At 69.6% G+C, this 21,139-nt stretch carries 21 protein-coding genes; 9 read left to right on the forward strand and 12 right to left on the reverse strand.

Annotation, left to right across the window (positions count from 1 at the left end; genetic code table 11):
- Window positions 1-41: 41 nt before the first annotated feature.
- Window positions 42-821: an enoyl-CoA hydratase gene (locus AC07RV_RS44070; protein WP_203202937.1), complete on the reverse strand. Its 780-nt coding sequence runs from the start codon at window positions 819-821 to the stop codon at window positions 42-44.
- Window positions 822-978: 157 nt separating this feature from the next.
- Here AC07RV_RS44070 and AC07RV_RS44075 point away from each other — a divergent pair, with 157 nt between their 5' ends.
- Window positions 979-1,590: a DUF2325 domain-containing protein gene (locus tag AC07RV_RS44075; RefSeq protein WP_296782938.1), complete on the forward strand. Its 612-nt coding sequence runs from the start codon at window positions 979-981 to the stop codon at window positions 1,588-1,590.
- 58 nt (window positions 1,591-1,648) lie between these two features.
- Here the strand turns inward: AC07RV_RS44075 and AC07RV_RS44080 are convergent, their stop codons facing one another.
- Genes AC07RV_RS44080 through AC07RV_RS44090 form a run of 3 tightly spaced genes read right to left on the reverse strand, consistent with a single transcriptional unit; the run spans window position 1,649 to window position 5,438 of the window.
- Complete coding sequence (locus AC07RV_RS44080; protein WP_296782936.1) at window positions 1,649-3,523, reverse strand: M61 family metallopeptidase; 1,875 nt, start codon at window positions 3,521-3,523, stop codon at window positions 1,649-1,651.
- A complete protein-coding gene (locus AC07RV_RS44085) occupies window positions 3,523-4,257 on the reverse strand; it encodes a DsbC family protein (protein WP_093347960.1) in 735 nt (244 codons plus the stop codon). Before AC07RV_RS44085 ends, AC07RV_RS44080 begins: the two co-directional genes overlap by 1 nt.
- A gap of 35 nt (window positions 4,258-4,292) precedes the next feature.
- Window positions 4,293-5,438, reverse strand: a complete 1,146-nt coding sequence (locus AC07RV_RS44090) for an FAD-dependent monooxygenase (protein WP_296782933.1) — start codon at window positions 5,436-5,438, stop codon at window positions 4,293-4,295.
- Between the two features lie 105 nt (window positions 5,439-5,543).
- Between AC07RV_RS44090 and AC07RV_RS44095 the strand changes: the two genes are divergently transcribed.
- Complete coding sequence (locus tag AC07RV_RS44095; RefSeq protein WP_296782931.1) at window positions 5,544-6,431, forward strand: MOSC domain-containing protein; 888 nt, start codon at window positions 5,544-5,546, stop codon at window positions 6,429-6,431.
- A 27-nt stretch (window positions 6,432-6,458) separates the two neighbouring features.
- Here the strand turns inward: AC07RV_RS44095 and rbsD are convergent, their stop codons facing one another.
- The 6 genes from rbsD to AC07RV_RS44125 are packed head-to-tail and all read right to left on the reverse strand — an operon-like array spanning window position 6,459 to window position 12,534.
- Complete coding sequence (gene rbsD, locus AC07RV_RS44100) at window positions 6,459-6,857, reverse strand: D-ribose pyranase (protein WP_209543692.1); 399 nt, start codon at window positions 6,855-6,857, stop codon at window positions 6,459-6,461.
- Entirely contained in the window at window positions 6,854-7,813 is a 960-nt protein-coding gene (rbsK, locus tag AC07RV_RS44105) for a ribokinase (protein ID WP_296782928.1), read from the reverse strand. The genes rbsD and rbsK overlap by 4 nt, the downstream gene beginning before the upstream one ends.
- On the reverse strand, window positions 7,810-8,895 hold the full coding sequence (locus AC07RV_RS44110; RefSeq protein ID WP_093347947.1) for a LacI family DNA-binding transcriptional regulator: 1,086 nt from the start codon (window positions 8,893-8,895) through the stop codon (window positions 7,810-7,812). Before AC07RV_RS44110 ends, rbsK begins: the two co-directional genes overlap by 4 nt.
- A 50-nt stretch (window positions 8,896-8,945) precedes the next feature.
- Window positions 8,946-9,938 carry an ABC transporter permease gene (locus AC07RV_RS44115; RefSeq protein ID WP_093347945.1) on the reverse strand — a complete coding sequence of 331 codons (993 nt, stop codon included), beginning with the start codon at window positions 9,936-9,938 and terminating at the stop codon, window positions 8,946-8,948.
- Window positions 9,939-9,958: 20 nt separating this feature from the next.
- The gene (locus AC07RV_RS44120) at window positions 9,959-11,527 is read right to left on the reverse strand and encodes a sugar ABC transporter ATP-binding protein (RefSeq protein WP_296782925.1); all 1,569 of its coding nucleotides are present in this window, start codon (window positions 11,525-11,527) and stop codon (window positions 9,959-9,961) included.
- Between the two features lie 50 nt (window positions 11,528-11,577).
- Entirely contained in the window at window positions 11,578-12,534 is a 957-nt protein-coding gene (locus AC07RV_RS44125) for a sugar ABC transporter substrate-binding protein (RefSeq protein ID WP_208513906.1), read from the reverse strand.
- Window positions 12,535-12,743: 209 nt separating this feature from the next.
- Between AC07RV_RS44125 and ychF the strand changes: the two genes are divergently transcribed.
- The 3 genes from ychF to AC07RV_RS44140 all read left to right on the forward strand — a co-directional run bounded on the left by ychF (window position 12,744) and on the right by AC07RV_RS44140 (window position 15,587).
- The gene (gene ychF / locus AC07RV_RS44130) at window positions 12,744-13,835 is read left to right on the forward strand and encodes a redox-regulated ATPase YchF (RefSeq protein WP_296782923.1); all 1,092 of its coding nucleotides are present in this window, start codon (window positions 12,744-12,746) and stop codon (window positions 13,833-13,835) included.
- Window positions 13,836-14,232: 397 nt separating this feature from the next.
- Window positions 14,233-15,141 (forward strand): DUF4019 domain-containing protein, encoded by a 909-nt coding sequence (locus AC07RV_RS44135; protein ID WP_296782921.1) that lies wholly within the window; start codon window positions 14,233-14,235, stop codon window positions 15,139-15,141.
- Window positions 15,142-15,167: 26 nt separating this feature from the next.
- Window positions 15,168-15,587 carry a hypothetical protein gene (locus AC07RV_RS44140; protein ID WP_296782919.1) on the forward strand — a complete coding sequence of 140 codons (420 nt, stop codon included), beginning with the start codon at window positions 15,168-15,170 and terminating at the stop codon, window positions 15,585-15,587.
- 21 nt (window positions 15,588-15,608) lie between these two features.
- Here AC07RV_RS44140 and AC07RV_RS44145 read toward each other — a convergent pair whose 3' ends face one another.
- On the reverse strand, window positions 15,609-16,631 hold the full coding sequence (locus AC07RV_RS44145) for a trypsin-like peptidase domain-containing protein (protein WP_296782917.1): 1,023 nt from the start codon (window positions 16,629-16,631) through the stop codon (window positions 15,609-15,611).
- Window positions 16,632-16,754: 123 nt separating this feature from the next.
- On the opposite strand from AC07RV_RS44145, the gene AC07RV_RS44150 reads away from it, so the two are divergent.
- Window positions 16,755-17,429, forward strand: a complete 675-nt coding sequence (locus AC07RV_RS44150; protein WP_296782915.1) for a glutathione S-transferase family protein — start codon at window positions 16,755-16,757, stop codon at window positions 17,427-17,429.
- Window positions 17,430-17,438: 9 nt separating this feature from the next.
- Here the strand turns inward: AC07RV_RS44150 and AC07RV_RS44155 are convergent, their stop codons facing one another.
- The gene (locus AC07RV_RS44155; RefSeq protein WP_093347931.1) at window positions 17,439-17,909 is read right to left on the reverse strand and encodes a YqaA family protein; all 471 of its coding nucleotides are present in this window, start codon (window positions 17,907-17,909) and stop codon (window positions 17,439-17,441) included.
- Window positions 17,910-18,103: 194 nt separating this feature from the next.
- Between AC07RV_RS44155 and dusB the strand changes: the two genes are divergently transcribed.
- Genes dusB through purH form a run of 3 tightly spaced genes read left to right on the forward strand, consistent with a single transcriptional unit; the run spans window position 18,104 to window position 21,050 of the window.
- Window positions 18,104-19,162: a tRNA dihydrouridine synthase DusB gene (dusB, locus tag AC07RV_RS44160; protein ID WP_296782913.1), complete on the forward strand. Its 1,059-nt coding sequence runs from the start codon at window positions 18,104-18,106 to the stop codon at window positions 19,160-19,162.
- Window positions 19,163-19,179: 17 nt separating this feature from the next.
- A complete protein-coding gene (locus tag AC07RV_RS44165) occupies window positions 19,180-19,416 on the forward strand; it encodes a Fis family transcriptional regulator (RefSeq protein ID WP_057590811.1) in 237 nt (78 codons plus the stop codon).
- A gap of 26 nt (window positions 19,417-19,442) precedes the next feature.
- Complete coding sequence (gene purH, locus AC07RV_RS44170; RefSeq protein WP_296782911.1) at window positions 19,443-21,050, forward strand: bifunctional phosphoribosylaminoimidazolecarboxamide formyltransferase/IMP cyclohydrolase; 1,608 nt, start codon at window positions 19,443-19,445, stop codon at window positions 21,048-21,050.
- Window positions 21,051-21,139: the final 89 nt, after the last annotated feature.

Consider the following 21,139-nt stretch of genomic DNA (forward strand, 5'->3'; position numbering starts at 1 on the left):
TTCCAGGGCAAAAAAAAGCGGGCCGTCCGGCCCGCCCGCCATCAGGCGTTCTTGAAGTCCGGCTGGCGCTTGGTCAGGAAGGCGTCCATGCCTTCCTTCTGGTCCTGCGTCGCGAACAGCGCATGGAACAGCCGGCGCTCGAACATCACGCCGTCGCTCAGGCCGCTCTCGAAGGCGCGGTTGACCGACTCCTTGGCCGCGATCACCGAGATCTGCGAGAAGCCGCAGATCACCAGCGCGGCGCCCAGCGCCTCGTCGGCCAGCTTCTCGAATGGCACCACGCGGCTCACGAGGCCCGCGCGCTCGGCTTCGGCGGCGTCCATCATGCGGGCGGTCAGCACCATGTCCATGGCCTTGCTCTTGCCCACCGCGCGCGGCAGGCGCTGCGTGCCGCCGGCGCCGGGGATCACGCCGATCTTGATCTCGGGCTGGCCGAACTTGGCGTTGTCGGCCGCGATGATGAAGTCGCACATCATCGCGAGCTCGCAGCCGCCGCCGAGCGCGAAGCCGGCCACCGCGCCGATCACCGGCTTGCGGATCGAGCGGATGGTCTCCCAGTTGCGCGTGATGTAGTCGCCCCGGTAGGTGTCGATGAAGCTGTACTTGGCCATCGCCGCGATGTCGGCGCCGGCTGCGAAGGCGCGCTCGCTGCCGGTGAGGATGATGCAGCCGATGGCGTCGTCGGCGTCGAAGGCCTTCAGGGCCTGGCCCAGCTCGGTCATCAGCGCGTCGTTGAGCGCATTGAGCGCCTTCGGTCGGTTGAGGGTGATGATGCCGACCTTGCCAGCTTCGGTCCGCACTTCGATGTTCTCGTAGCTCATGGTGTCTCCGGGGAAGGGAAGAAAAACGCGCTTCACTATACCCACGGTGCCGTGCGCCACCGTGGCACGGGGCTGCTGGCCGGTGCCTTCGCCCTTCCCGCTGCATGGCTTTGTTGAGAATTGTTCTCAACTAGAATCCGCGGCCATGGAGTTCCCGATGCAAGAACATGCCGTGTTGCTGCGGGCCTATGCCCGCGTGCAGGAGCGCTGCTCGCAGCTGCTGGCCGAGCAGGCCGCGCTGGTGGAGCGGCTGGAGGCGCAGATCGTGCGCCTGCGTGGCGCGCTGGTGGCGCGCGATTCGGCGATGGCGATGGTGCGCGAGGAGCTGGCCGCGCGCGCGGCCGTCGGCGCGGCGCTGCCCAAGCGGCTGCATGCGCTGCTCGCGCCGGGCACCGCGCGCCGCCTGGCCATGCCGGTGCCGGCGCCGGTGCCCGCCGACCTGCGCGAGAAGGCCGTGCTCTGCGTGGGCGGCGACGAGCGCACGCCCTCGCTCGCGCGCCAACTGGTCGAGATCGCGGGCGGCCGCTTCCTGCACCTCGAAGGCGCGGACGGCGCCGACGATCCCGCGTTCGAGGCCAGCCTGCGCGCGGCCGACCTCGTCATCTGCCAGACCGGCTGCCTGAGCCACGACGCCTGTTGGCGCGTGCAGGACCATTGCCGCCGCACCGGCAAGCCCTGCGTGATGGTGGGCGAGCCGCAGCCGATTCATTTCGTGCGGCGCGAGACGGCCGAGGAGGCCGCGGCCGAACGGGCCTTGCCCGCGGACTGAAGCGCCAAAAAAGAAAACGGGCCGACGACGGCCCGTTTTTCATGGTGCGTGTCCGGCCTTAAGCCTTCGCCGCCGCGATCGCCACCGGCGCCAGCCACTTCGAGACCCGGCCCATGTCCTGCGCCAGCAGGCGCCAGGTCGTGACGCCCGTGGGCAGCACCAGCGGCAGCTTCACCAGCTTGCGGTCGCGCGCGACCAGCGCGGTGCAGCGCTTGCCCGCGCCGAGGTAGAGCGCGAGGTCGTCGAGCCGGCCGATGCGCCAGCCCTGCGCGGGCTTGCGCCCGGCGGCCGGCAGCTCGATGCCGATCCATTCGTCGCCGGCCGCGAAGCCAGCCTTTTCGGCCGCGCCGCCGCGCAGCACCACCTTGACCTGCACGCTGCCGCCGCTCTCCGCCACGCGCAGGCCCAGCGTCTGCGCGGGCTGCGAGGGATCGTCGAGCGTGGCCACGCCGTGCAGGCGCAGCAGCTCCGACAGCGGCAGCTCGGCGGTAGCATGCACCCAGGCCGCGAGCTCGGCCGCGTACGAGCGGCCGCCGGCGGCTTCGAGCGCGGCCGCGATGTCGGCCTCGCTCACCGGCCCGCCGCCGCTCGCGTTCCACAGGTGGCGCATCGCGTCGTCGAGCGTGCCGCGGCCCTCGGCGCGCAGCTTGAGGTCGAGGCATAGCGCGACCAGCGCGCCCTTGGTGTAGTAGCTGACGGTGCCGTTGGGCGTCTGCTCGTCCTGCCGGTAGTACTTGACCCAGGCGTCGAAGCTCGCGTCGGCCACCGACTGCACCTGCCGGCCCGGCGTCTGCTGCACCTGGTTGATGGTCTTGTTGACCAGCCGCAGGTAGGCCGCGTCGTCGATCAGCTCGGCGCGGCGCAGCAGCAGGTCGTCGTAGTAGCTGGTGAAGCCCTCGAAGAACCACAGCAGCCGCGTGTAGTTCTCGCGGCCGTAGTCGTAGCGCGCGAACTCGGCCGGCCGCAGCCGCTTCACGTTCCAGGTGTGGAAGTACTCGTGGCTGATCAGGCCCAGCAGCGTGACGTAGCCGTCTGCGGACTTCTTCATGCCGAGCTGCGGCAGGTCGCGCCGGTTGCAGATCAGCGCCGTCGAATGGCGGTGCTCGAGGCCGCCGTAGCCGTCGTCGACCGCGTTGAGCATGAACACATAGCGGTCGATCGGCGGCTTCGGGCCGCCGCGCTTGCCGACCTTGTCGCCGTGCCAGAAGCGCATCTCGGCTTCGCAGATGGCCTTCGTGTCGGCCAGCAGCCGATCGCCGTCGAACGAGGCCGCGGCACCCGCGACCACGAAGCGGTGCGGCACGCCGCCGGCCTCGAACTCGCCGCTCCAGAAGGCGCCGAGCTCGACCGGGCTGTCGGCCAGTTCGTCGTAGTCGGCCGCGAGGTAGCGGCCGAAGCCATGGCGGTCGGTCTTCAGCGGCGGCAGCGCGGTGGCGCAGGACCAGGGCGCGGCGCCCTCGGGCAGCGCCGAGGCGGCGGGCGCAACGATCTCGAGCGCATGCGGCGCATCGGTCTGGCCCTCGACCCGCAGGCACAGGCTGGTGCCGTTGAAGAAGCCGCGCTCGGCGTCGAGCCAGGCGGTGCGCACCGAGTTGTCGTAGGCGCAGACCTTGTAGCGCAGCACCAGCGGCTGGCCGGCCGTGCATTCGACGCGCCAGCTGCACTTGTCGAGCTGCGTCAGCACCGGTGCCTTGCGCCGGCCCTGCGAGGCCTGCAGCCCCTGCAGGTTCTTGGCGAACTCGCGCACCAGGTAGCTGCCCGGGATCCACACCGGCAGCGTCAGCTGCTGCTCGGCCGCGGGGCGATCGATGGTGAGCGTGACCTCGAACAGGCGCGCATGCAGGTCGGCGCATTCCACGCGGTAGTGCACGCCGGGCGCGGCCACGGCCGCGGGCGTCGCGGCCGCGCGCCGCGAGGGGGACTTCGTCGCCATCAGCTGGCGGAGGCGGCGAGTTGCTTCTCGACCTGCTCGGCGGGCACGGCGCCCGGGGTGCGGGTGCCGTTGCTGTAGATCAGGGTGGGCGTGCCGGTGATGTTGTAGCGGCGGCCGAACTCGACGTTGCGCTGCAGCGCGGTCACGTCGCAGCTGCCGGGCGCGGTGGCCGGGCGGGTGCCCGCTTCCATCCAGTCGCTCCAGGCCTTGCCCTTGTCCTTGCTGCACCAGATGTCGCGCGACTTGACGGTCGAATCGGGTCCCAGCACCGGGTAGAGGAACAGGTAGACGGTGACGTTGTCGACCGACTTCATGTCCTTCTCGAAGCGCTTGCAGTAGCCGCAGTTCGGGTCCTCGAAGACCGCGAGCTTGCGCTTGCCGTTGCCGCGCACGATCTTGATCGCGTCCTTCACGGGCAGCTTGTCGAAGGCCACCTCCGACAGCTTCGCCACGCGTTCCTCGGTGAGGTTGCGGCGCGCGTTCACGTCGATCATGTTGCCCTCGAGCAGGTAGTTGCCCTGCTCGTCGGTGTAGTAGATCTGCGCGCCGTTGACGCGCACCTCGTAGAGGCCGGGCATCGGCGACTTGCTGACTTCGTCGATGGTCGGGAACTGCGGGATGCGTTCCTTGAGGTTCTTGCGGATCTCGGCTTCGCCGGCATGGGCGCCGAAGGCCGCGAAGAGCGCGAGCGACGCGAAGGCGGCGGGAAGCAGGTGGCGTGCGAGTGTCTTCATGGGTTCGAGGGAGTCGTGTTTCGGTTCGTCCGGGATCAGGTCTTCAGGCCCATGGCCTGCCGCGTGACCCAGTGCTTGACCAGGCGCGTGCGGTCGAAACCGCGCATGCCCCAGTTGCGCAGCGCGGGCAGCGGACCCAGGCTGTGGGAGAAGAGTTGCTGCAGCCCGTCGGTGGCGAGGCTCATCTGCAGCACCTCGGTGCGGCGCGCGCGTTCGTAGCGGCGCAGCAGGCGCGGATCGCCCACGCTGCGCCAGTAGTCGCGTTCCTTGATGACGGCGGCCAGCGCGGCCGCGTCGGCCAGGCCGAGGTTCAGGCCCTGGCCCGCGAGCGGATGCACGGTGTGGGCCGCATCGCCGGCCAAGGCCCAGGTGCGCGGCGCCTGGCCGGCGGTCTGCTCGGTGGCGGGCAGGGTGCCGGTCCAGCGGTCGGCGATGGCGCGCGCGAGCGGCCAGGCGGCGCGCTCGCTCACCAGCCGCAGCGCGCCGAAGGCTTGGTGGCTGGCCTCGGTCACGGCGGCATTGAATTCCTCGGCCGATTGCGCGAGCAGCGCCGGCGCGCGCAACTGGTCGACCGACCACACCAGCGCCAGCCGGCGGCCGTGCACGCCGTCGAGCGGCAGCAGCGCGAACACCTCGCCCTTGTCGTTGAACCACTGGCGCGCCGTGCCGTCGTGCGATTGCTCGGCCTCGAGCCGTGCCGCGATCGCATGCTGCGGATAGCGCGTGACCGCGTAGCTCACGCCGAGCGCCTCGCGCGTGGCGCTGGCTTTGCCTTCGCAGACCACGGTGAGCGGCGCGGCGACCGGTTCGCTCACCACCTCGATCTGGGGCTGGAAGCGCACCGCGTCGACCAGTTGCTTCTCGAGTGCCGGCACGTCGACGATCCAGGCCAGCGCCTCGACCTTCTGGCGCGCGGCGCTGAACTGCACGCGGCCGCCCTCGTCGCCGTCGACCACCATCTCGCGCACCGGCGTGGCGCTGATGCCCTCGGGCCAGGCGCGCAGCGAGGCCAGCAGTTCGCGCGAGGCGGCATTGAGCGCATAGGCGCGGACGTCTTCCCGCTCGGCGGCGGCGGGCGGCGCCACCAGCGCCACGCGCACGCGTTCGCGCGCGAGCAGCAGGGCCAGCGTGCGGCCGACGATGCCGGCGCCGCGGATACAGACTTCGGGGGGGAGGGCCATCGCGGCATTGTAGGAGGACGTTCTTGTGGCCGACCCCGTGGGGAAACCGGCCATTGGGGGTATGCCGGGAGCGAGGACAATCGAGCCCCCATCCGAGGAGCCCCCGTGACAGATTTCGACCTCCAGGCCACCATCGCGCGCCTGTTCGTGTACCCCGTCAAGTCGTGCGCCGGCGTCGAGCTGCCCGAAGCGCTGCTGACCGAGACCGGCCTCGAGTTCGACCGGGCCTGGATGGTGGTCGACGCACAGGGCGAGTTCGTCACGCAGCGGCAGCTGCCGCGCATGGCGCTGATCAAGCCGCAGATGAAGCACACCGAGGTGGTGCTGCGCGCACCCGGCATGCTGGCGCTGCACCTGGCCTTCGACCGGGTCGAGCAGCCGATGCGGGTGCGGGTCTGGAAGGACGAGGTCGACGCCTACGACATGGGCGACATCGCGGCCCAGTGGTTCAGCGACTTCCTCTCCGAGCCCGGCAAGCCGCAGAAGCTGCGCCTGGCGCGCTTCGATCCCGAGGTCAAGCGGCTGTCGAGCCTCAAGTGGACCGGCGGCATCGAGGCCCAGACCCAGTTCGCTGACGGCTTCGCGCTGCTGGTGGCCAGCGAGGGCTCGCTGGCCGAGCTCAACGAGCGGCTGGCGCGCGACGGCCATGGCCCGGTGGGCATCGAGCGCTTCCGGCCCAACATCGTGCTGGCCGGCATCGAGTCGCACGACGAGGACCGCGTCGAGATGCTGCACGTGGCCAGCGGCGCCGAGGGCTCGGAGGACGGCGCGCAGCTGCAGCCGGTCAAGCCCTGCACCCGCTGCCCCATTCCCGACATCGACCCGGCCACCGCGCTCAGCAGCCCCGAGGTCAACGACACGCTGCGCACCTACCGCGCCGATCCGCGTGTCGACGGCGGCATCACCTTCGGCATGAACTGCATCGTGATCCAGGGCATCGAGCAGATGCTCCGGGTTGGGCAGCCGGTGGGAGCGAACTACAAGTTCGAATGAACGGCTAGGGCCTGTTCACAACAGGCCCTAGAAGGTCACGCCCGCGCACAGGATGATGTTCGCGTAGGGCGTGCATTCGCCCGTGCGCACCACCGCCTTGGCACGCGCGCTCAGGCGTTTGAGTTCCTCGTGCGACACCGTCTCGGGCACGACCGCGAGCTGCCCCGCGCACCATTCAGGCAGTTCGCCCGTGGCGCGGCCCTCGACCGCCTCGCGCGCGAGCAGCGCGCGCTCGACCTGCAGTTCGCTGAGCACCGCCTTCAGCACCTCGGCCACGCGCGGCACGCCGGGCGTGAGCGCGAGGTCGATGCGGCGCGGGCCGTCGGGAATCGGCAGGCCGGCGTCGCCGATCACGAGCATGTCGCCATGGCCCATGGTGGCGATGACCTGGGACAGTTCGGAGTGCAGCAGGGCGGTACGTTTCACAGCGGAATCCAGTCGGGAGGCAGGGGGCTGCGCAGCACGGCTTCGCGCTGCGGGATGGAAGGCTGGGCGCCGGGCTGCTGGATGCACAGCGCGGCGGCGCGGATGCCCAGGCGCACGGCCTCGTCGAAGGACTGGCCCTCGCCGAGTGCGGTGGCGAGCGCGCCGAGGAAGGTGTCGCCGGCGGCCGTGGTGTCGACCGCCTGCACCACCAGCGCTGGATGGTGGCGCGCGCCGTCGGCATCGACCGCCACCGCGCCGCGCGCGCCGAGCGTGACCACCACGCGCGCGATGCCGCGCGCGCGCATCGCCTGCCCGGCGGCCGCGGCCTCCTGCGGGCTGTCGGCGCCCAGGCCGCTGAGCGTGCGCGCCTCGATCTCGTTGACCACCAGCGTGTCGATCTTCGGCCACAGGGGCTCGGCGATGGCCTGCACCGGCGAGGGATTGAGCAGCACCTTGCAGCCGGCCTCGTGCGCGAGGGCGATCGCGCGCTCGACCTGCGCCATCGGGGTCTCGAACTGGGTCACGAGGAAGGCCGCGCCCTCGAGCCGGGTGCGCAGGTCCGCCGCGTCGAGGTCGACGCCGGCATTCGCACCCGCGATCATCACGATGCGGTTCTGGCCGCTGTCCTCGACCATGATCAGCGCGGTGCCCGTGGGTTCGGCGGCATCGGTGCGCAGCGCCTCGGTGTCGATGCCGTCGCGTTCGAGCGCAGCGCGCAGCGCGCGGCCGTGGTCGTCGTCGCCCACGCAGCCGATCATCCGCACCTGCGCGCCTTCGCGCGCGCAGCTCACGGCCTGGTTGGCGCCCTTGCCGCCGGGGATGGTGGCGAAGGAGCGGCCCAGCAGGGTCTCGCCCGCGGCGGGCGCGTGCGGCACGCGCAGCACCAGGTCCATGTTGAGGCTGCCGAGCACCACGATGCGCGGTGCCGCGGGGCGGGAGGAAGACGTCGGGCTCACGGGGTGCGGGACTTTCGGGTGTCGGCGGAAGAAGGGGCGCAGACGGGTGCGGCCGCGGGCGCTCCCGAATAGCGCGCGGTCGAGGCACGCACGTGCAGCTCGGGCTGCAGCACCACCTTGCGCGCATCGCGGCGGCGGCCGCCCACGCGCTCGAGCAGCATGTCGACGGCCAGCGCGCCGATGCGCTCCTTGGGCTGGGCCACGGTGGTGAGCGCGGGGCTGGTGTAGGCCGAGAGTTCGATGTCGTCGAAGCCGACGATCGAGAGCTCGTCGGGCACCCGCACGCCGCTCTCGTGCGCGGCGCGCAGCGCGCCGATCGCCATCAGGTCGTTGCAGACGAAGACCGCCGAGGGAATGTCGTTGGTGCCGGCGCGCAGGATGGCGTGCATCGCCTCGTAGCCGCCCTGGCTGGTGAAGCCGCCGCGCCACAGCAGCGCGTCGGCGTCGGCCGCGCCCGTGCTGTTGCCGCTCTCGGCCAGCGCCATGCGCCAGCCCGCGATGCGCTGCTCGCTCGGCGACACGCCCTGCGGCCCGCCGATGCAGGCGATGCGGCGATGGCCCAGCGACAGCAGGTGGCGCACCGCGAGCAGGCCGCCCTGCATGTGGGCGGTCTCGACCAGGTCGCAGTGCGGGTCGGCGATCTCGCGGTCGAGCAGCACGGTCGGCACCTTGAGGCCGTTGAGCTGCCTGGCCAGCGAGTCGTCGTCGCCGGTCGACACCACGATCAGCCCGTCGATGCGGCGCTCGGCCAGCACCTGCAGGTACACGCTCTGGCGGTGCGGCTCGTCGTCGGTGTTGCACAGGATCAGCGTGTAGCCGGCGCCGAAGCAGCGGTCCTCGATGATGCGCACGATCTCGGCGAAGTAGGGGTTCGAGCTGTTCGGGATCAGCATCCCGAGCGTCGAGGTGGTGTTGCTCTTGAGGCTGCGCGCCATCGCGTTGGGCACGTAGCCGAGTTCGCGGATCGCGAGCTCGACGCGCTCGCGTCCCTTGGCGCTGACGTGGCGCGTGTCGTTGACCACGTGCGAGACGGTGGTGACCGACACGCCCGCGCGCAGTGCGACGTCCTTGATGGTGGCCATGGCCTGGGTGTTCCTGTTGCGGGGTGCTGCTTCGTGGGGAGGGGCGAGCGTCAGGCCAGCCGGCGGTCGGCGCGGCGCTGGCGCAGGGTGTCGATGATCACCGCAACCACGATCACCGCGCCGGTGATGATGCGCTTGCTCGGCTCGCTGGCGCCGACCTGCGCCAGGCCGGCCTCGAGCACCGCGATGATCAGCACGCCGAAGAAGGTGTTGACCACCGAGCCGCGCCCGCCCATCAGGCTGGTGCCGCCGATCACCACCGCGGCGATCACCTGCAGCTCGATGCCCACGCCCGAGTTCGGATCGGCCGCCTCGAGGCGCGCCGACTGCATCAGCCCCGCCAGGCCGGCCAGCAGGCCCGTGACCGCGAACACCACGATGCGGATCGGCCGCGGGTCGATGCCCGCGAGCCGCATCGCCTCCTCGTTGGTGCCGATGCCCACCACGTAGCGGCCGAACACGGTGCGCGACAGCACCAGCTGGCCCACGATCACCAGCACCACCGCGAGCACGAAGGCCGCCGAGATGCCGCCGATCCACGGCGCCGCCAGGCCCGAGATGGCATCGCCCACATATTGGGTGCGCGAGTCGGTCACGAGGTAGGCGCCGCCGCGCACGGCCTCGAGCATGCCGAGCGAGACGATGAAGCTCGGCAGCCGCCAGGCCACCGACACGGCGCCGGTGATCGCGCCGCAGATCAGGCCCGTGGCCAGGCCCAGCAGCGCGGCCAGCGGCACCGGCAGGTGCCATTGCAGGATGGCGGCGGCGGCCACCGCCGCGCTGAGCGCCAGCACCGAGCCCACCGAGAGGTCGATGCCCGCGATGATCAGCACGAAGGTCATGCCCACGGCCATCACGGCCAGCGCGGGGATCTCGTTGGCGATGGTGACGAAGGTCTCCACCGTGAGGAAGTATTCGCTGAGGCTGCCGAACAGCGCGATCATGCCGAGCAGCACCACGGCCAGGCCGATGTAGGTGCCGAGCTGGCCCTTGAGGGAGCCGGCGCCGGAGGCGGGGGGAGCGGAAGCGGTGGTGGTCGTCATGGGGCGAAGGAGGATGAGGCTCAGGCGGCGGCCGCGAGAGCGTGAGCGGTGGGGGCTGCGGAGGTGGCGCGGCCGGTGTCGCCGAAGGCCGCGGCCAGGATCGACTGCTGGTCCCAGGCGCCGCGCTCGAACACCGCCACCAGGCGGCCGGCGTGCATCACGCCGATGCGGTCGCACATGGCCATGAGTTCGCGCAGGTCGCTCGACACCATCAGCAGCGCCTTGCCGGCTTCGGCCATGCGGTCGAGCTCGGCATAGAGGTCGGCGCGCGCGCCCACGTCGACGCCGCGCGTCGGCTCGTCGAGCAGCAGCACCTTGCATTCGCGGTGCAGCCAGCGCGCGAACACCACCTTCTGCTGGTTGCCGCCGCTGAGCGTGGCCACGCTCTGCTCCTCGCTGCGCGAGCGGATGCGCAGCGTCTGCACCAGCCGGCGCGCGATGCCGCGTTCGGCGGCCGCGCGCAGCCAGCCCAGGCGCGAGACCGCGCCGAGGTCGCTGAGCGTGGCGTTGACGCGGATCGATTGCGTCATCAGCAGGCCCTGCGACTTGCGGTCCTCGGTGACCAGGCCGATGCCGGCGCGGATCGCCTGCATCGGCGAGCGCCAGCGGCCCGCGGCCGGTTGCTGCGCGCCGGGCCAGTGGAGTTCGATCGTGCCGCGCTCGGCCTTGTCGGCGCCGAACAGCAGCCGCACGAGCTCGGTGCGGCCCGAGCCCACGAGCCCGGCGATGCCCATCACCTCGCCCGCGCGCAATTGCAGGTCGACGTCGCGCACCGCGCTGCTGCGGCCGATGCCGTGCGCGCTCAGCATCGGCGCGCCGGCCACGCGGCGCGGGCGGCCGTCGTGCTCGTGCACCGCGCGGCCGACCATGCGCTCCACCAGTTCGGATTCGCGCACGCCGGCCATCGGCCGCACGTCGACCAGCCGGCCGTCGCGCAGCACCGCCACGCGGTCGGCGATGCGCTGCAGTTCCTCGAGCCGGTGCGAGACGTAGACGATGCCCACGCCGCGCGCCTTCAGCAGCGCGATCTGCTCGAACAGGTGCTCGGTCTCGCGCGGCGTCAGCATCGCGGTCGGCTCGTCGAGGATCAGCACGCGGGTGTCGTCGAGCAGGTTGCGCGCGATCTCCACCATCTGCTGCTGGCCGATGCCCAGGCGCGAAACCGGCACGGCCGGGTCGATGTGCGAGAGGCCGATCTTCGCGAGCTGCAGCCGCGCGGCCGCGTGCAGCTCGCCGCGCTGCAGCCAGCCCATGCGCTGCGGCAGCCGGTCGAGCAGCAGGTTCTCGGCCACCGTGAGCGTGGGCACCAGCCCCAGCTCCTGCATCACCATGCGCACGCCGTGCGCTTCGGCGTCGCGGCGCGAGCCCGGCTGGAACGGCGCGCCGCCCAGCAGCATCGTGCCGCGCGTCGGCGTGACCAGGCCGCAGACGATCTTGGAGAGGGTGCTCTTGCCGGCACCGTTCTCTCCGGTCAGCGCGAGCACCTCGCCGGCCTCCAGCGTGAGGTTCACGCCGTCGAGCACCGGCGCGGCGTAGTCCTTGCCGATGTCGTGGAGCGCGAAGAGCGGCGTGGCGGAAGTTGCGGACATGGGCGCCGAATTTCTCGAGGTGTGTGACAGCGGTGAAGGAGGCGCGGTGCTTACTTCTTCGAATCCTTGGTCACCAGCACAACGTCGGTCTTGATCTCGGCCGGCATGTCGGCCTGGCTCTTCTTGTCGGCGATCGCCTTCAGCGCGGTCTCGATGCCGAACACGGCCTGCTTGTCGGCGAACTGGTCGGCCGTGGCGAGCACGCGGCCGTCGGCCAGCATCGGCTTGATGGCACCGATGTTGTCGTAGCCCACCACCTGCACCTTGCCGGCCTTGCCCGCGGCCTTCACCGCCGCCACCGCGCCCAGCGCCATGCTGTCGTTGCCGGCCAGCAGCGCCTTGAGGTCGGGGTTCTCGCGCATCATGCCGGCGGCCACCGTGTTGCCCTTGTCGATTTCCCACTGGCCCGACTGCACGCCCGCGACGTTGATGCCGGCGGCCTTCATCGCGTCCTGGTAGCCGAGGGTGCGCTGCTGTGCATTGAAGGTGGTCGACACGCCTTCGATGATCCCGACCTTGTCGCCCGACTTCAGGCTCTTGGCCAGGTAGTCGCCCACCAGCTTGGCGCCGGCGCGGTTGTCGGGGCCGACGAAGGGCACCTGGATGTTCTTCTCCTTCAGCGCGGCCGCGTCGAGGCGGTTGTCGATGTTGACCACCAGGATGCCCTTGTCGATGGCGGCCTTGACCACCGGCACCAGCGCCTTCGAATCGGCCGGCGCGATCACCAGCGCATTGACCTTCTGCGCCACCATCTGCTCGACCATCTTGATCTGCGCGGCGGTGTCGGTCTCGTCCTTGATGCCGTTGGTCACCAGCGTGTACTTGCCCGAATTCGCCTTCTGGTGCGCCTTGGCCCCGTCTTCCATGGTGCGGAAGAACTCGTTGGCCAGCGACTTCATCACCAGCGCGACCTTGGGCTTGTCCTGCGCGAGCGCCGGCGTGGCGGCGAAGGTGCCCAGCAGGGCGAGAGCGGCGGCGGTCTGCACGGTGCGGCGGGTGAACTTCATGGTGCGTGTCTCCTGAGGTGTGTTGGAACGAACGATGACCGATCTGGCGGCCCGGCGCCGATGGTAATGGACGAAAACGTTTGCGCAAACGTTTGCTTATCGGGTTTTCATCGGGTTTTACCCTGACCCGCCGGCCCTGTTTAGCGGCCTGCCCGAACCGCCGGGCGGGGCGCCTCGCCTAAAATCGCCGGTTCACCTGAGGACCCCCCATGAGCTTGAAGTGCGGCATCGTCGGCCTGCCCAACGTCGGTAAATCCACCCTTTTCAATGCGCTGACCAAGGCCGGCATCGCAGCGGAAAACTATCCCTTCTGCACCATCGAGCCCAACGTGGGCATCGTCGAGGTGCCCGATCCGCGGCTCGCCCAGCTCGCCGACATCGTCAAGCCGGAGCGCGTGGTGCCCGCCATCGTCGAGTTCGTGGACATCGCGGGCCTGGTGGCCGGCGCCAGCACCGGCGAAGGCCTGGGCAACAAGTTCCTGGCCCACATCCGCGAAACCGACGCCACGGTGAACGTGGTGCGCTGCTTCGACGACGACAACGTGATCCACGTGGCGGGCAAGGTCGACCCGATCTCCGACATCGAGGTGATCCAGACCGAGCTGTGCCTGGCCGACCTGTCGACGGTCGAGAAGGCACTGCAGCGCCACACCAAGGTGGCCCGCTCGGGCGACAAGGACGCGCAGAAGCTGGTCGGCCTGCTCGAGCGCTGCCAGGCCGCGCTCAACGAGAACAAGCCCGTGCGCGCGCTCGAGTTCACCAAGGAAGAGCTGCCGCTGGTCAAGAGCTTCACGCTGATCACCGCCAAGCCCGCGATGTTCGTGGGCAACGTGGCGGAGGACGGCTTCGAGAACAACCCCTACCTCGACCGCCTGCGCGAGTACGCCGCCAAGCAGAACGCGCCCGTGGTGGCGATCTGCGCCAAGATCGAGGCCGACCTGTCCGAGATGGACGACGAGGACAAGAAGATGTTCCTGGCCGAGATCGGCCAGGACGAGCCGGGCCTCAACCGCCTGATCCGCGCCGCCTTCAAGCTGCTGGGCCTGCAGACCTACTTCACCGCCGGCGTGAAGGAAGTGCGCGCCTGGACCATCCACGTCGGCGACACCGGCCCGCAGGCGGCCGGCGTGATCCACACCGATTTCGAGAAGGGCTACATCCGCGCCCAGACCATCGGCTTCGACGACTACATTGCCCTGAAGGGCGAACAGGGCGCGAAGGACGCGGGGAAGATGCGCTCGGAAGGCAAGGAATACGTCGTCAAGGATGGCGACGTGATGAACTTCCTGTTCAGCTCCTGAACCTTTCGCGCCCTGCGCGATGAAAGCGCCGTGATCCGCAGCGTCACGGGTCCGGCGCCGTCTCCACCCCCTCCCGCTTCACGCTTGCCAGCGGCGCAGCCTTCTGCTCGCGCCGGCGCATCTGGCCCATTCCTGTTCATTTCAAAGCCGGTTCGACTGGAGAGCGTGATTTGCTTCTCGGAAATTCGGATGTCTCCGAATTGAGTGGCAATTGATGAAATCCTGCGTGTGTATTATCCCGGGCGTTTTTGGGTTCCTGCGGGGTGAATTCTCTTTGGAATCCGACGAATCCTGATTGAAATCCAAGCCAAATCATTCCATTGATTTGAGTCGGGCTCGATTCGGAATTCTCGAGGGATGCTCAAACATCCAGGAATAAAAAAGGGGAGGGAATTCAATGAACCGGATATTCACGCGCCTGCTTGCCGCCTGTCTCATGGCCGCGGGCCTGCAGATCGCCGCCGCGGCGCCACCGGTGTCGGATGCGGCGTCCGACGAATTGCTGCGCGCCGCGACCGACATCCTTCGCAAGGCCGACGCCGACCAGGTGAGCGAGCTTTGGGATTCGGGCTCGAGCGTGCTGAAGAGCCGCATGGGCAAGACCGCCTTCGTGCGGGCCACGCGAAAGGCGCGGCTGTCGATGGGGCCCGTCACGGATCGCGAGTGGTCGAGCGTGACGCGCCTCAAATACCAGGCCGACAACGAGTCCGGTTTTCCCGCGGGCCTTTACGCCAATGTCGTGTTCTCCACCCAACTGGACAGCGGCAGGAAAGCCTCCGAAAGAATCAGCTTCGCGCGGGAGAACAACCGCTGGATCTTCACGGGCTATGCGATAGCGCGGGAGGCACCGGATACCTCCGCGACGCAGGACACGTCGGCGGCGCCCGCCAAGCCCGCAACCCAGCCCGCAACTCAGCCGGCAACCCAGCCCGCAACCCAACCGGCGGCGCCTGCGGTGCGCCAAGCCGGCGCCGCCGAGGTCGAGGCCGCGGTGCGCGCCTGGGCCCAGGCCTGGTCGGCGCGGGACGTGGATCGCTACCTGGCGGCCTACGCGCCGGACTTCACGCCCGCCCGCGGCCAGAGCCGCTTCAGGTGGGAAGAAGAGCGCCGGGCCCGCATCACGAGCAAGTCGAGCATCGGCGTCACCCTCGAGGACCTGGTGATCAGCGTCGATGGCGAGAACGCGAGCGCCCGGTTCCGGCAGAACTACCGCGCGGACACCTTGAGGGAGGTGAGCCGCAAGACGCTGGAGTTGCAGCGCTCGGGCGGCCAGTGGCTGATCCGCAGGGAAAGCAGCGGCGGCTGAGCTCGTCGCGAACGGCCATGGCCTCGATGTCGAACGACGAACTTTTCGCCCAGGCCGTGTTCGCCTCGACCCAGGCGGGCGAGAAGCTCATGCGCAGGGACGGGGCGCTTCCTCCACTGGGTCTCGCGTTCCTGCGCGAGGGCGCCGATTTCCTGCTGGTCAATCCGCAGGAAGAAGACCGGGCGAAGAACCTCGATGGCGAGCGGCTCCAGGAGCGGGTGCACGAGCGTCTTCGCGCCATCGTCGGGCAGCGCGACGATGTGGTCGCCGTGTCGACCGTCCTGTACCAGCGGGGACGAGGACGGATCTATGTCCAGGTCGAACTGCCCGAAGCGGTGATGCAGCCGCTGGTCTTTGCCGTGGCGCGGGTCAATGGCGTGCGGACCGTCTCGGACAGCTGGGAGTCGTTCCACCGCCTGATCGCGGCCCCCCTCTTCGCGCGCTGAGCTGAGTCGAGGGCGGGCGGTTCAGCGCGCCGCCTGCTGCTTGCCCCACACCACCGTGTTGTCCACCGCGTAGGCCGCGCACACCACCTTGCGTTGCGTGCAGCCCTTGAGATGCTCGGTCAGCGCGGCCGAGCTGGTGGCGGTGCCGAAGCGGCTGTCGCTGGTGATCAGGAAGGCGCGCGGCCGCGCCTGCAGCAGGAACTGGCGGTAGGCGACGCGGATCTGCTGCGGATCGGCGCCGACCACCGGCAGCGCGGATTCGTCGGCGATGTCGGCATGGCCCGAGGGCGTGGGCTCGCCGTTCGACTGCAGCACCACGCCCATGGTCTTGAGCAGCTCGCGCCAGGTCTCGCGCTCGGCCATCACGCGCTGCGGCAGTTCCATCACCCATTGCGCCGGATAGGCGAAGCCCAGGTTCGAGCCGCCGGGCGAGATGCGGTCGGTGACGCCGATCAGCCGGCCGTCGGTGTCGAAGAGGCCGCCGCCGCTCGAGCCCGAGGACACGGGCGCCGAGGTCTGGACGATCGGCAACTGCCCCGGCGCGCGTGGCCGCAGCGCCGAGATCAGGCCCTCGCTGAGCGTGCGCTCGAGGCCGTGCGGGCTGCCGATGGCGAACACGCGCTGGCCCACGCGCAGGCTGTCGGCCGGCGCGATCTCGACGGCGTGCAATTGCAACGGTGTCTCGGTCATCAGCACGCAGAGGTCGCGCGTCGCATCGGGGTCGCGCAGGATGCTGCCGATCTTGATCGTGGTCTGTCCCTGCATCACGGTCACGGCCGCGGCACCGTCGACCACGTGGCAGGCGGTGGCCAGCGCGGTGGGCGTGACCGCCACGGCGCTGCCCACGGTCACCTGGTTGTCGCCGCGATCGCCCTTGACGGTCCAGACCGCGGGCGAGGCATGCTGGTAGAGCGCCTCGGGATCGAGCGCGGCCTGCGCGGGACGGTGGGCCACGGCGGCCGCCGTGAAGAACAGCGCGAACATCGCGCCGCGCCAGCCCCCGTGCATGCGGCGCGGCGGGGTCGGCGTGGTGGTCGGTGTCATGCGGCCAGTGTAGGAAACGGCTTCGCCCGCGCCTGTAGGCGACCGCGCTGACAGGGCTGCGCTTTGCCGCGCGTCACGCTAGGCTGCCGCGCCCCGTCGCCCTCGCTTCATTCCAACCCCGCCATGCTCACCGTCCACCATCTCAACAACTCGCGCTCGCAGCGCGTGCTCTGGCTGCTCGAAGAACTGGGCCTGCCCTACGAGATCGTCCACTACCAGCGCGATCCGAACACCATGTTGGCGCCCGCTTCGCTGCGCGCGGTGCATCCGCTGGGCAAGTCGCCGGTGGTGACCACCGACGATGGACTGGTGCTCGCGGAATCGGGCGCGATCATCGAGACCGTGATCGAGCGCTACGGCCAGGGCCGCCTCGCGCCCGCGCCGCTCACGCCCGAGGCGCTGCGCTATCGCTACTGGCTGCACTTCGCCGAGGGCACGGCGATGTCGCCGCTGTTGCTCAAGCTGGTGTTCGACCGCATCGAGAGCAGCAAGATGCCCTTCTTCGCCAAGCCGGTGGCCAAGGCCATCGCCGCCAAGGCCAAGTCGGCGTTCATCCTGCCGAACATCGCGAGCCACCTCAACTACATGGAAACCGAACTCGGCAAGAGCGAATGGTTCGCGGGCGATGCGTTCAGCGGCGCCGACATCCAGATGAGCTTCGTGGTCGAGGCCGCGCATGCGCGCGGCGGGCTCGATGCGAAACGCCCGAAGCTCATGGACTGGCTCGCGCGCATCCACGCGCGCCCCGCCTACCAGCAGGCCCTCGAGCGCGGTGGCCCGTACGAACTGCTGAACTGAGTCCCTCGCTCAGGACGGAAAGATGTAGAGCAGCGCCACCGTCATCGTGACGTAGCGCAGGAACTTGCCGATCGCCATGTAGGCCAGGCAGGGCCAGAACGGCAGCCGCAGCCAGCCCGCGACCGCGCACAGCGGATCGCCGACCAGCGGCAGCCAGCTCAGCAGGCAGGCCTTCGGGCCGAGCCGCTCGAGCCAGCCGAGCACGCGCACGTGGTGCTTCGAGTGCGAGTACTTGTCGGCCACCTTGTGCGCGCCGTAGCCCATCCACCAGTCGACCGCGCCGCCCAGCGTGTTGCCCACGGTGGCGACCGCGATCGCGGGCCAGAACAGCTCGGGATTGAGCTTGAGCAGGCCGAACAGCACCGGCTCCGAGCCCACGGGCAGCAGCGTCGCCGAGATGAAGGCGGCGATGAACAGCGTGGAGAGGCCGTATTGCGGCAGCGCGAGAAGCGCGAGGAGTGCGTCGAGCCAGGCTTGCATAAGGTCGGCGCAGTATAGGCAGCGGGTTCGCGATGCCGAGTCGGAAAAGGCGCCGCCGCGCATGGGATTTCCACCCGTGTTTACACCCGTACCAGCGGCGCGAATCGGCGCAAATCGTTTCAGTCACTGAAATGGCAGGTGGCTACAATCGTGCCTCATTTTTCAGCAGCCGACGCGCACAGCCTTCCTCCGTCATGACCTTGCAGATCGGCAACCACACGCTGGAGAACCGCCTGTTCGTCGCGCCCATGGCCGGCGTGACGGACCGGCCCTTCCGCATGCTGTGCCGCGCGCTCGGCGCGGGCTACGCGGTCAGCGAGATGGTGACCTCGCGCAAGGACCTCTGGAATTCGCTCAAGACCTCGCGCCGTGCCAACCACGATGGCGAGCCGGGCCCCATCGCGGTGCAGATCGCGGGCACCGACGCGGCCATGATGGCCGAGGCCGCGGTCTACAACATCGAGCGCGGCGCGCAGATCATCGACATCAACATGGGTTGCCCGGCCAAGAAGGTCTGCAACAAGTGGGCCGGTTCGGCGCTGATGCGCGACGAGCCGCTGGCGCTCGAGATCGTGAGCGCGGTGGTCGATGCCGCGCAGCCGCATGGCGTGCCGGTCACGCTCAAGATGCGCACCGGCTGGAGCATGGAGCACCGCAACGCGGTGAAGCTCGCGCGCGATTTCGAATCGGCCGGCGTGCAGATGCTCACGGTGCACGGCCGCACGCGCGAGCAGGGTTACAAGGGCCAGGCCGAGTACGACACCATCGCCGCCGTGAAGGCTGCGGTGCGCGTGCCGGTGGTGGCCAACGGCGACGTGCGTTCGCCCGAGAAGGCGCGCGAGGTGCTCGCGGCCACCGGCGCCGACGCGGTGATGATCGGCCGCGCGGCCCAGGGCCGGCCGTGGATCTTCCGCGAGATCGCCCACTTCCTCGACACCGGCACGCACCGCGCGCCGCCGCTGGTGGCCGAGGTGCGCCGGCTGCTGCTCGACCACCTGGTGGAACACTACGCGCTGTACGGCGACTACAGCGGCGTGCGCACCGCGCGCAAGCACATCGGCTGGTACGTGCGCGCGCTGCCCGGCGGCGAGGAATTCCGTTCGCGCATGAACGCCATCGAGGACTGCGAGGCGCAGCTGCGCGCGGTCGGCGAGTATTTCGACGGGCTCGCGGACCAGATGGACCGCATCCCGCAGCACCAGGCGGCCGAAGAGCTGTCCGGCGAAGAGGAGGTGGCCTGCGCCGCCGATTGAGAGAAGAGAAGAAAAGCATGAGCAAGAAACACATCGAGGACTGCGTGCGCACCAGTCTGGAGAGCTACTTCCGCGATCTGCGCGGCACCGAACCCGACGGCATGTACGAGATGCTCGTGCGCGTGGTCGAGAAACCCCTGCTCGATGTCGTGATGACGCGCGCCGAGGGCAACCAGTCGAAGGCCGCCCAGTGGCTGGGCCTGAACCGCAACACGCTGCGCAAGAAGCTGGTCGAACACAAACTTTTGAAATGAACGAGAACGCACGGCGTAACGACACCATGGCCAAGACCGCACTGATTTCCGTCTCCGACAAGACCGGCATCCTCGAATTCGCGCAGGCGCTGCATGCGCTGGGCATCAAGCTGCTGTCCACCGGCGGCACCGCCAAGCTGCTGGCCGATGCCGGCCTGCCGGTGACCGAGGTGGCCGACCACACCGGCTTTCCCGAGATGCTCGACGGCCGCGTGAAGACGCTGCATCCGAAGATCCACGGCGGCCTGCTCGCGCGGCGCGACCTGCCGGCGCACGTGGCGGCCATCGAGCAGCACGGCATCGACACCATCGACCTGCTGATCGTCAACCTCTATCCGTTCGAAGCCACCGTGGCCAAGCCCGGCTGCTCGCTCGAAGACGCGATCGAGAACATCGACATCGGCGGCCCGGCCATGGTGCGCAGCGCCGCCAAGAACTGGAAGGACGTGGGCGTGCTGACCGACGCCTCGCAGTACGCGACGGCACTGGCCGAACTCAAGGCCGACGGCAAGCTCAGCGACAAGACCAAGTTCGCGTTTTCGGTGGCCGCCTTCAACCGCATCGCCGACTACGACGGCGCGATCAGCGACTACCTCTCGGCGATCGACTTCGAGACCAGCCAGGGTCAATCGACGCCCACGCGCTCGCTGTTCCCGGCGCAGAGCAACGGCCGCTTCGTGAAGGTGCAGGACCTGCGCTACGGCGAGAACCCGCACCAGCAGGCCGCGTTCTACCGCGACCTGCATCCGGCGCCCGGTTCGCTGGTGTCGGCGAAGCAGCTGCAGGGCAAGGAGCTCAGCTACAACAACATCGCCGACGCCGATGCGGCGTGGGAATGCGTGAAGAGCTTCGACGTGCCGGCCTGCGTGATCGTCAAGCACGCCAACCCTTGCGGCGTGGCGGTCGGCAAGGACGCGGCCGAGGCCTATGCCAAGGCCTTCAAGACCGACCCGACCTCGGCCTTCGGCGGCATCATCGCCTTCAACCGCACCGTCGACGCCGCCACCGCGCAGGCCGTGGCCAAGCAGTTCGTCGAGGTGCTGATGGCCCCGGGCTACACGCACGAGGCGCTCGAGGTGTTCCAGGCCAGCAAGGCGAAGCTCAACGTGCGCGTGCTCGAGATCGCGCTGCCGCCGGGCGGTGCCACCGACTGGGACAACGGCCGCAACGCGACGGACGTGAAGCGCGTCGGTTCGGGCCTGCTGATCCAGACCGCCGACAACCACGAGCTCGCGCTGTCCGACCTCAAGGTCGTGAGCAAGAAGCAGCCCACGCCGCAGCAGCTGCAGGACCTGCTGTTCGCCTGGAAGGTCGCCAAGTACGTGAAGAGCAACGCGATCGTGTTCTGCGCCGACGGCATGACCATGGGCGTGGGCGCGGGCCAGATGAGTCGCCTCGATTCGGCGCGCATCGCGAGCATCAAGGCCGAGCATGCGGGCCTGTCGCTGCAGGGCACGGCGGTGGCCAGCGATGCCTTCTTCCCGTTCCGCGACGGCCTCGACGTGGTGGTCGACGCGGGCGCGGGCTGCGTGATCCAGCCGGGCGGCTCGATGCGCGACCAGGAAGTGATCGACGCGGCCGACGAGCGCGGCGTGGTGATGGTGCTCTCGGGCGTGCGCCACTTCCGGCACTGAGCCGGGCGCGGTTGACCCGTCCTGCCCTAGGTTGACACCTAAGAAGGACCCAGAGCCGGCCCGTTGATGCCGGCAATAGACGCCCGATG

It is taken from the genome of Variovorax sp. GW821-FHT09B01, from assembly GCF_059418345.1.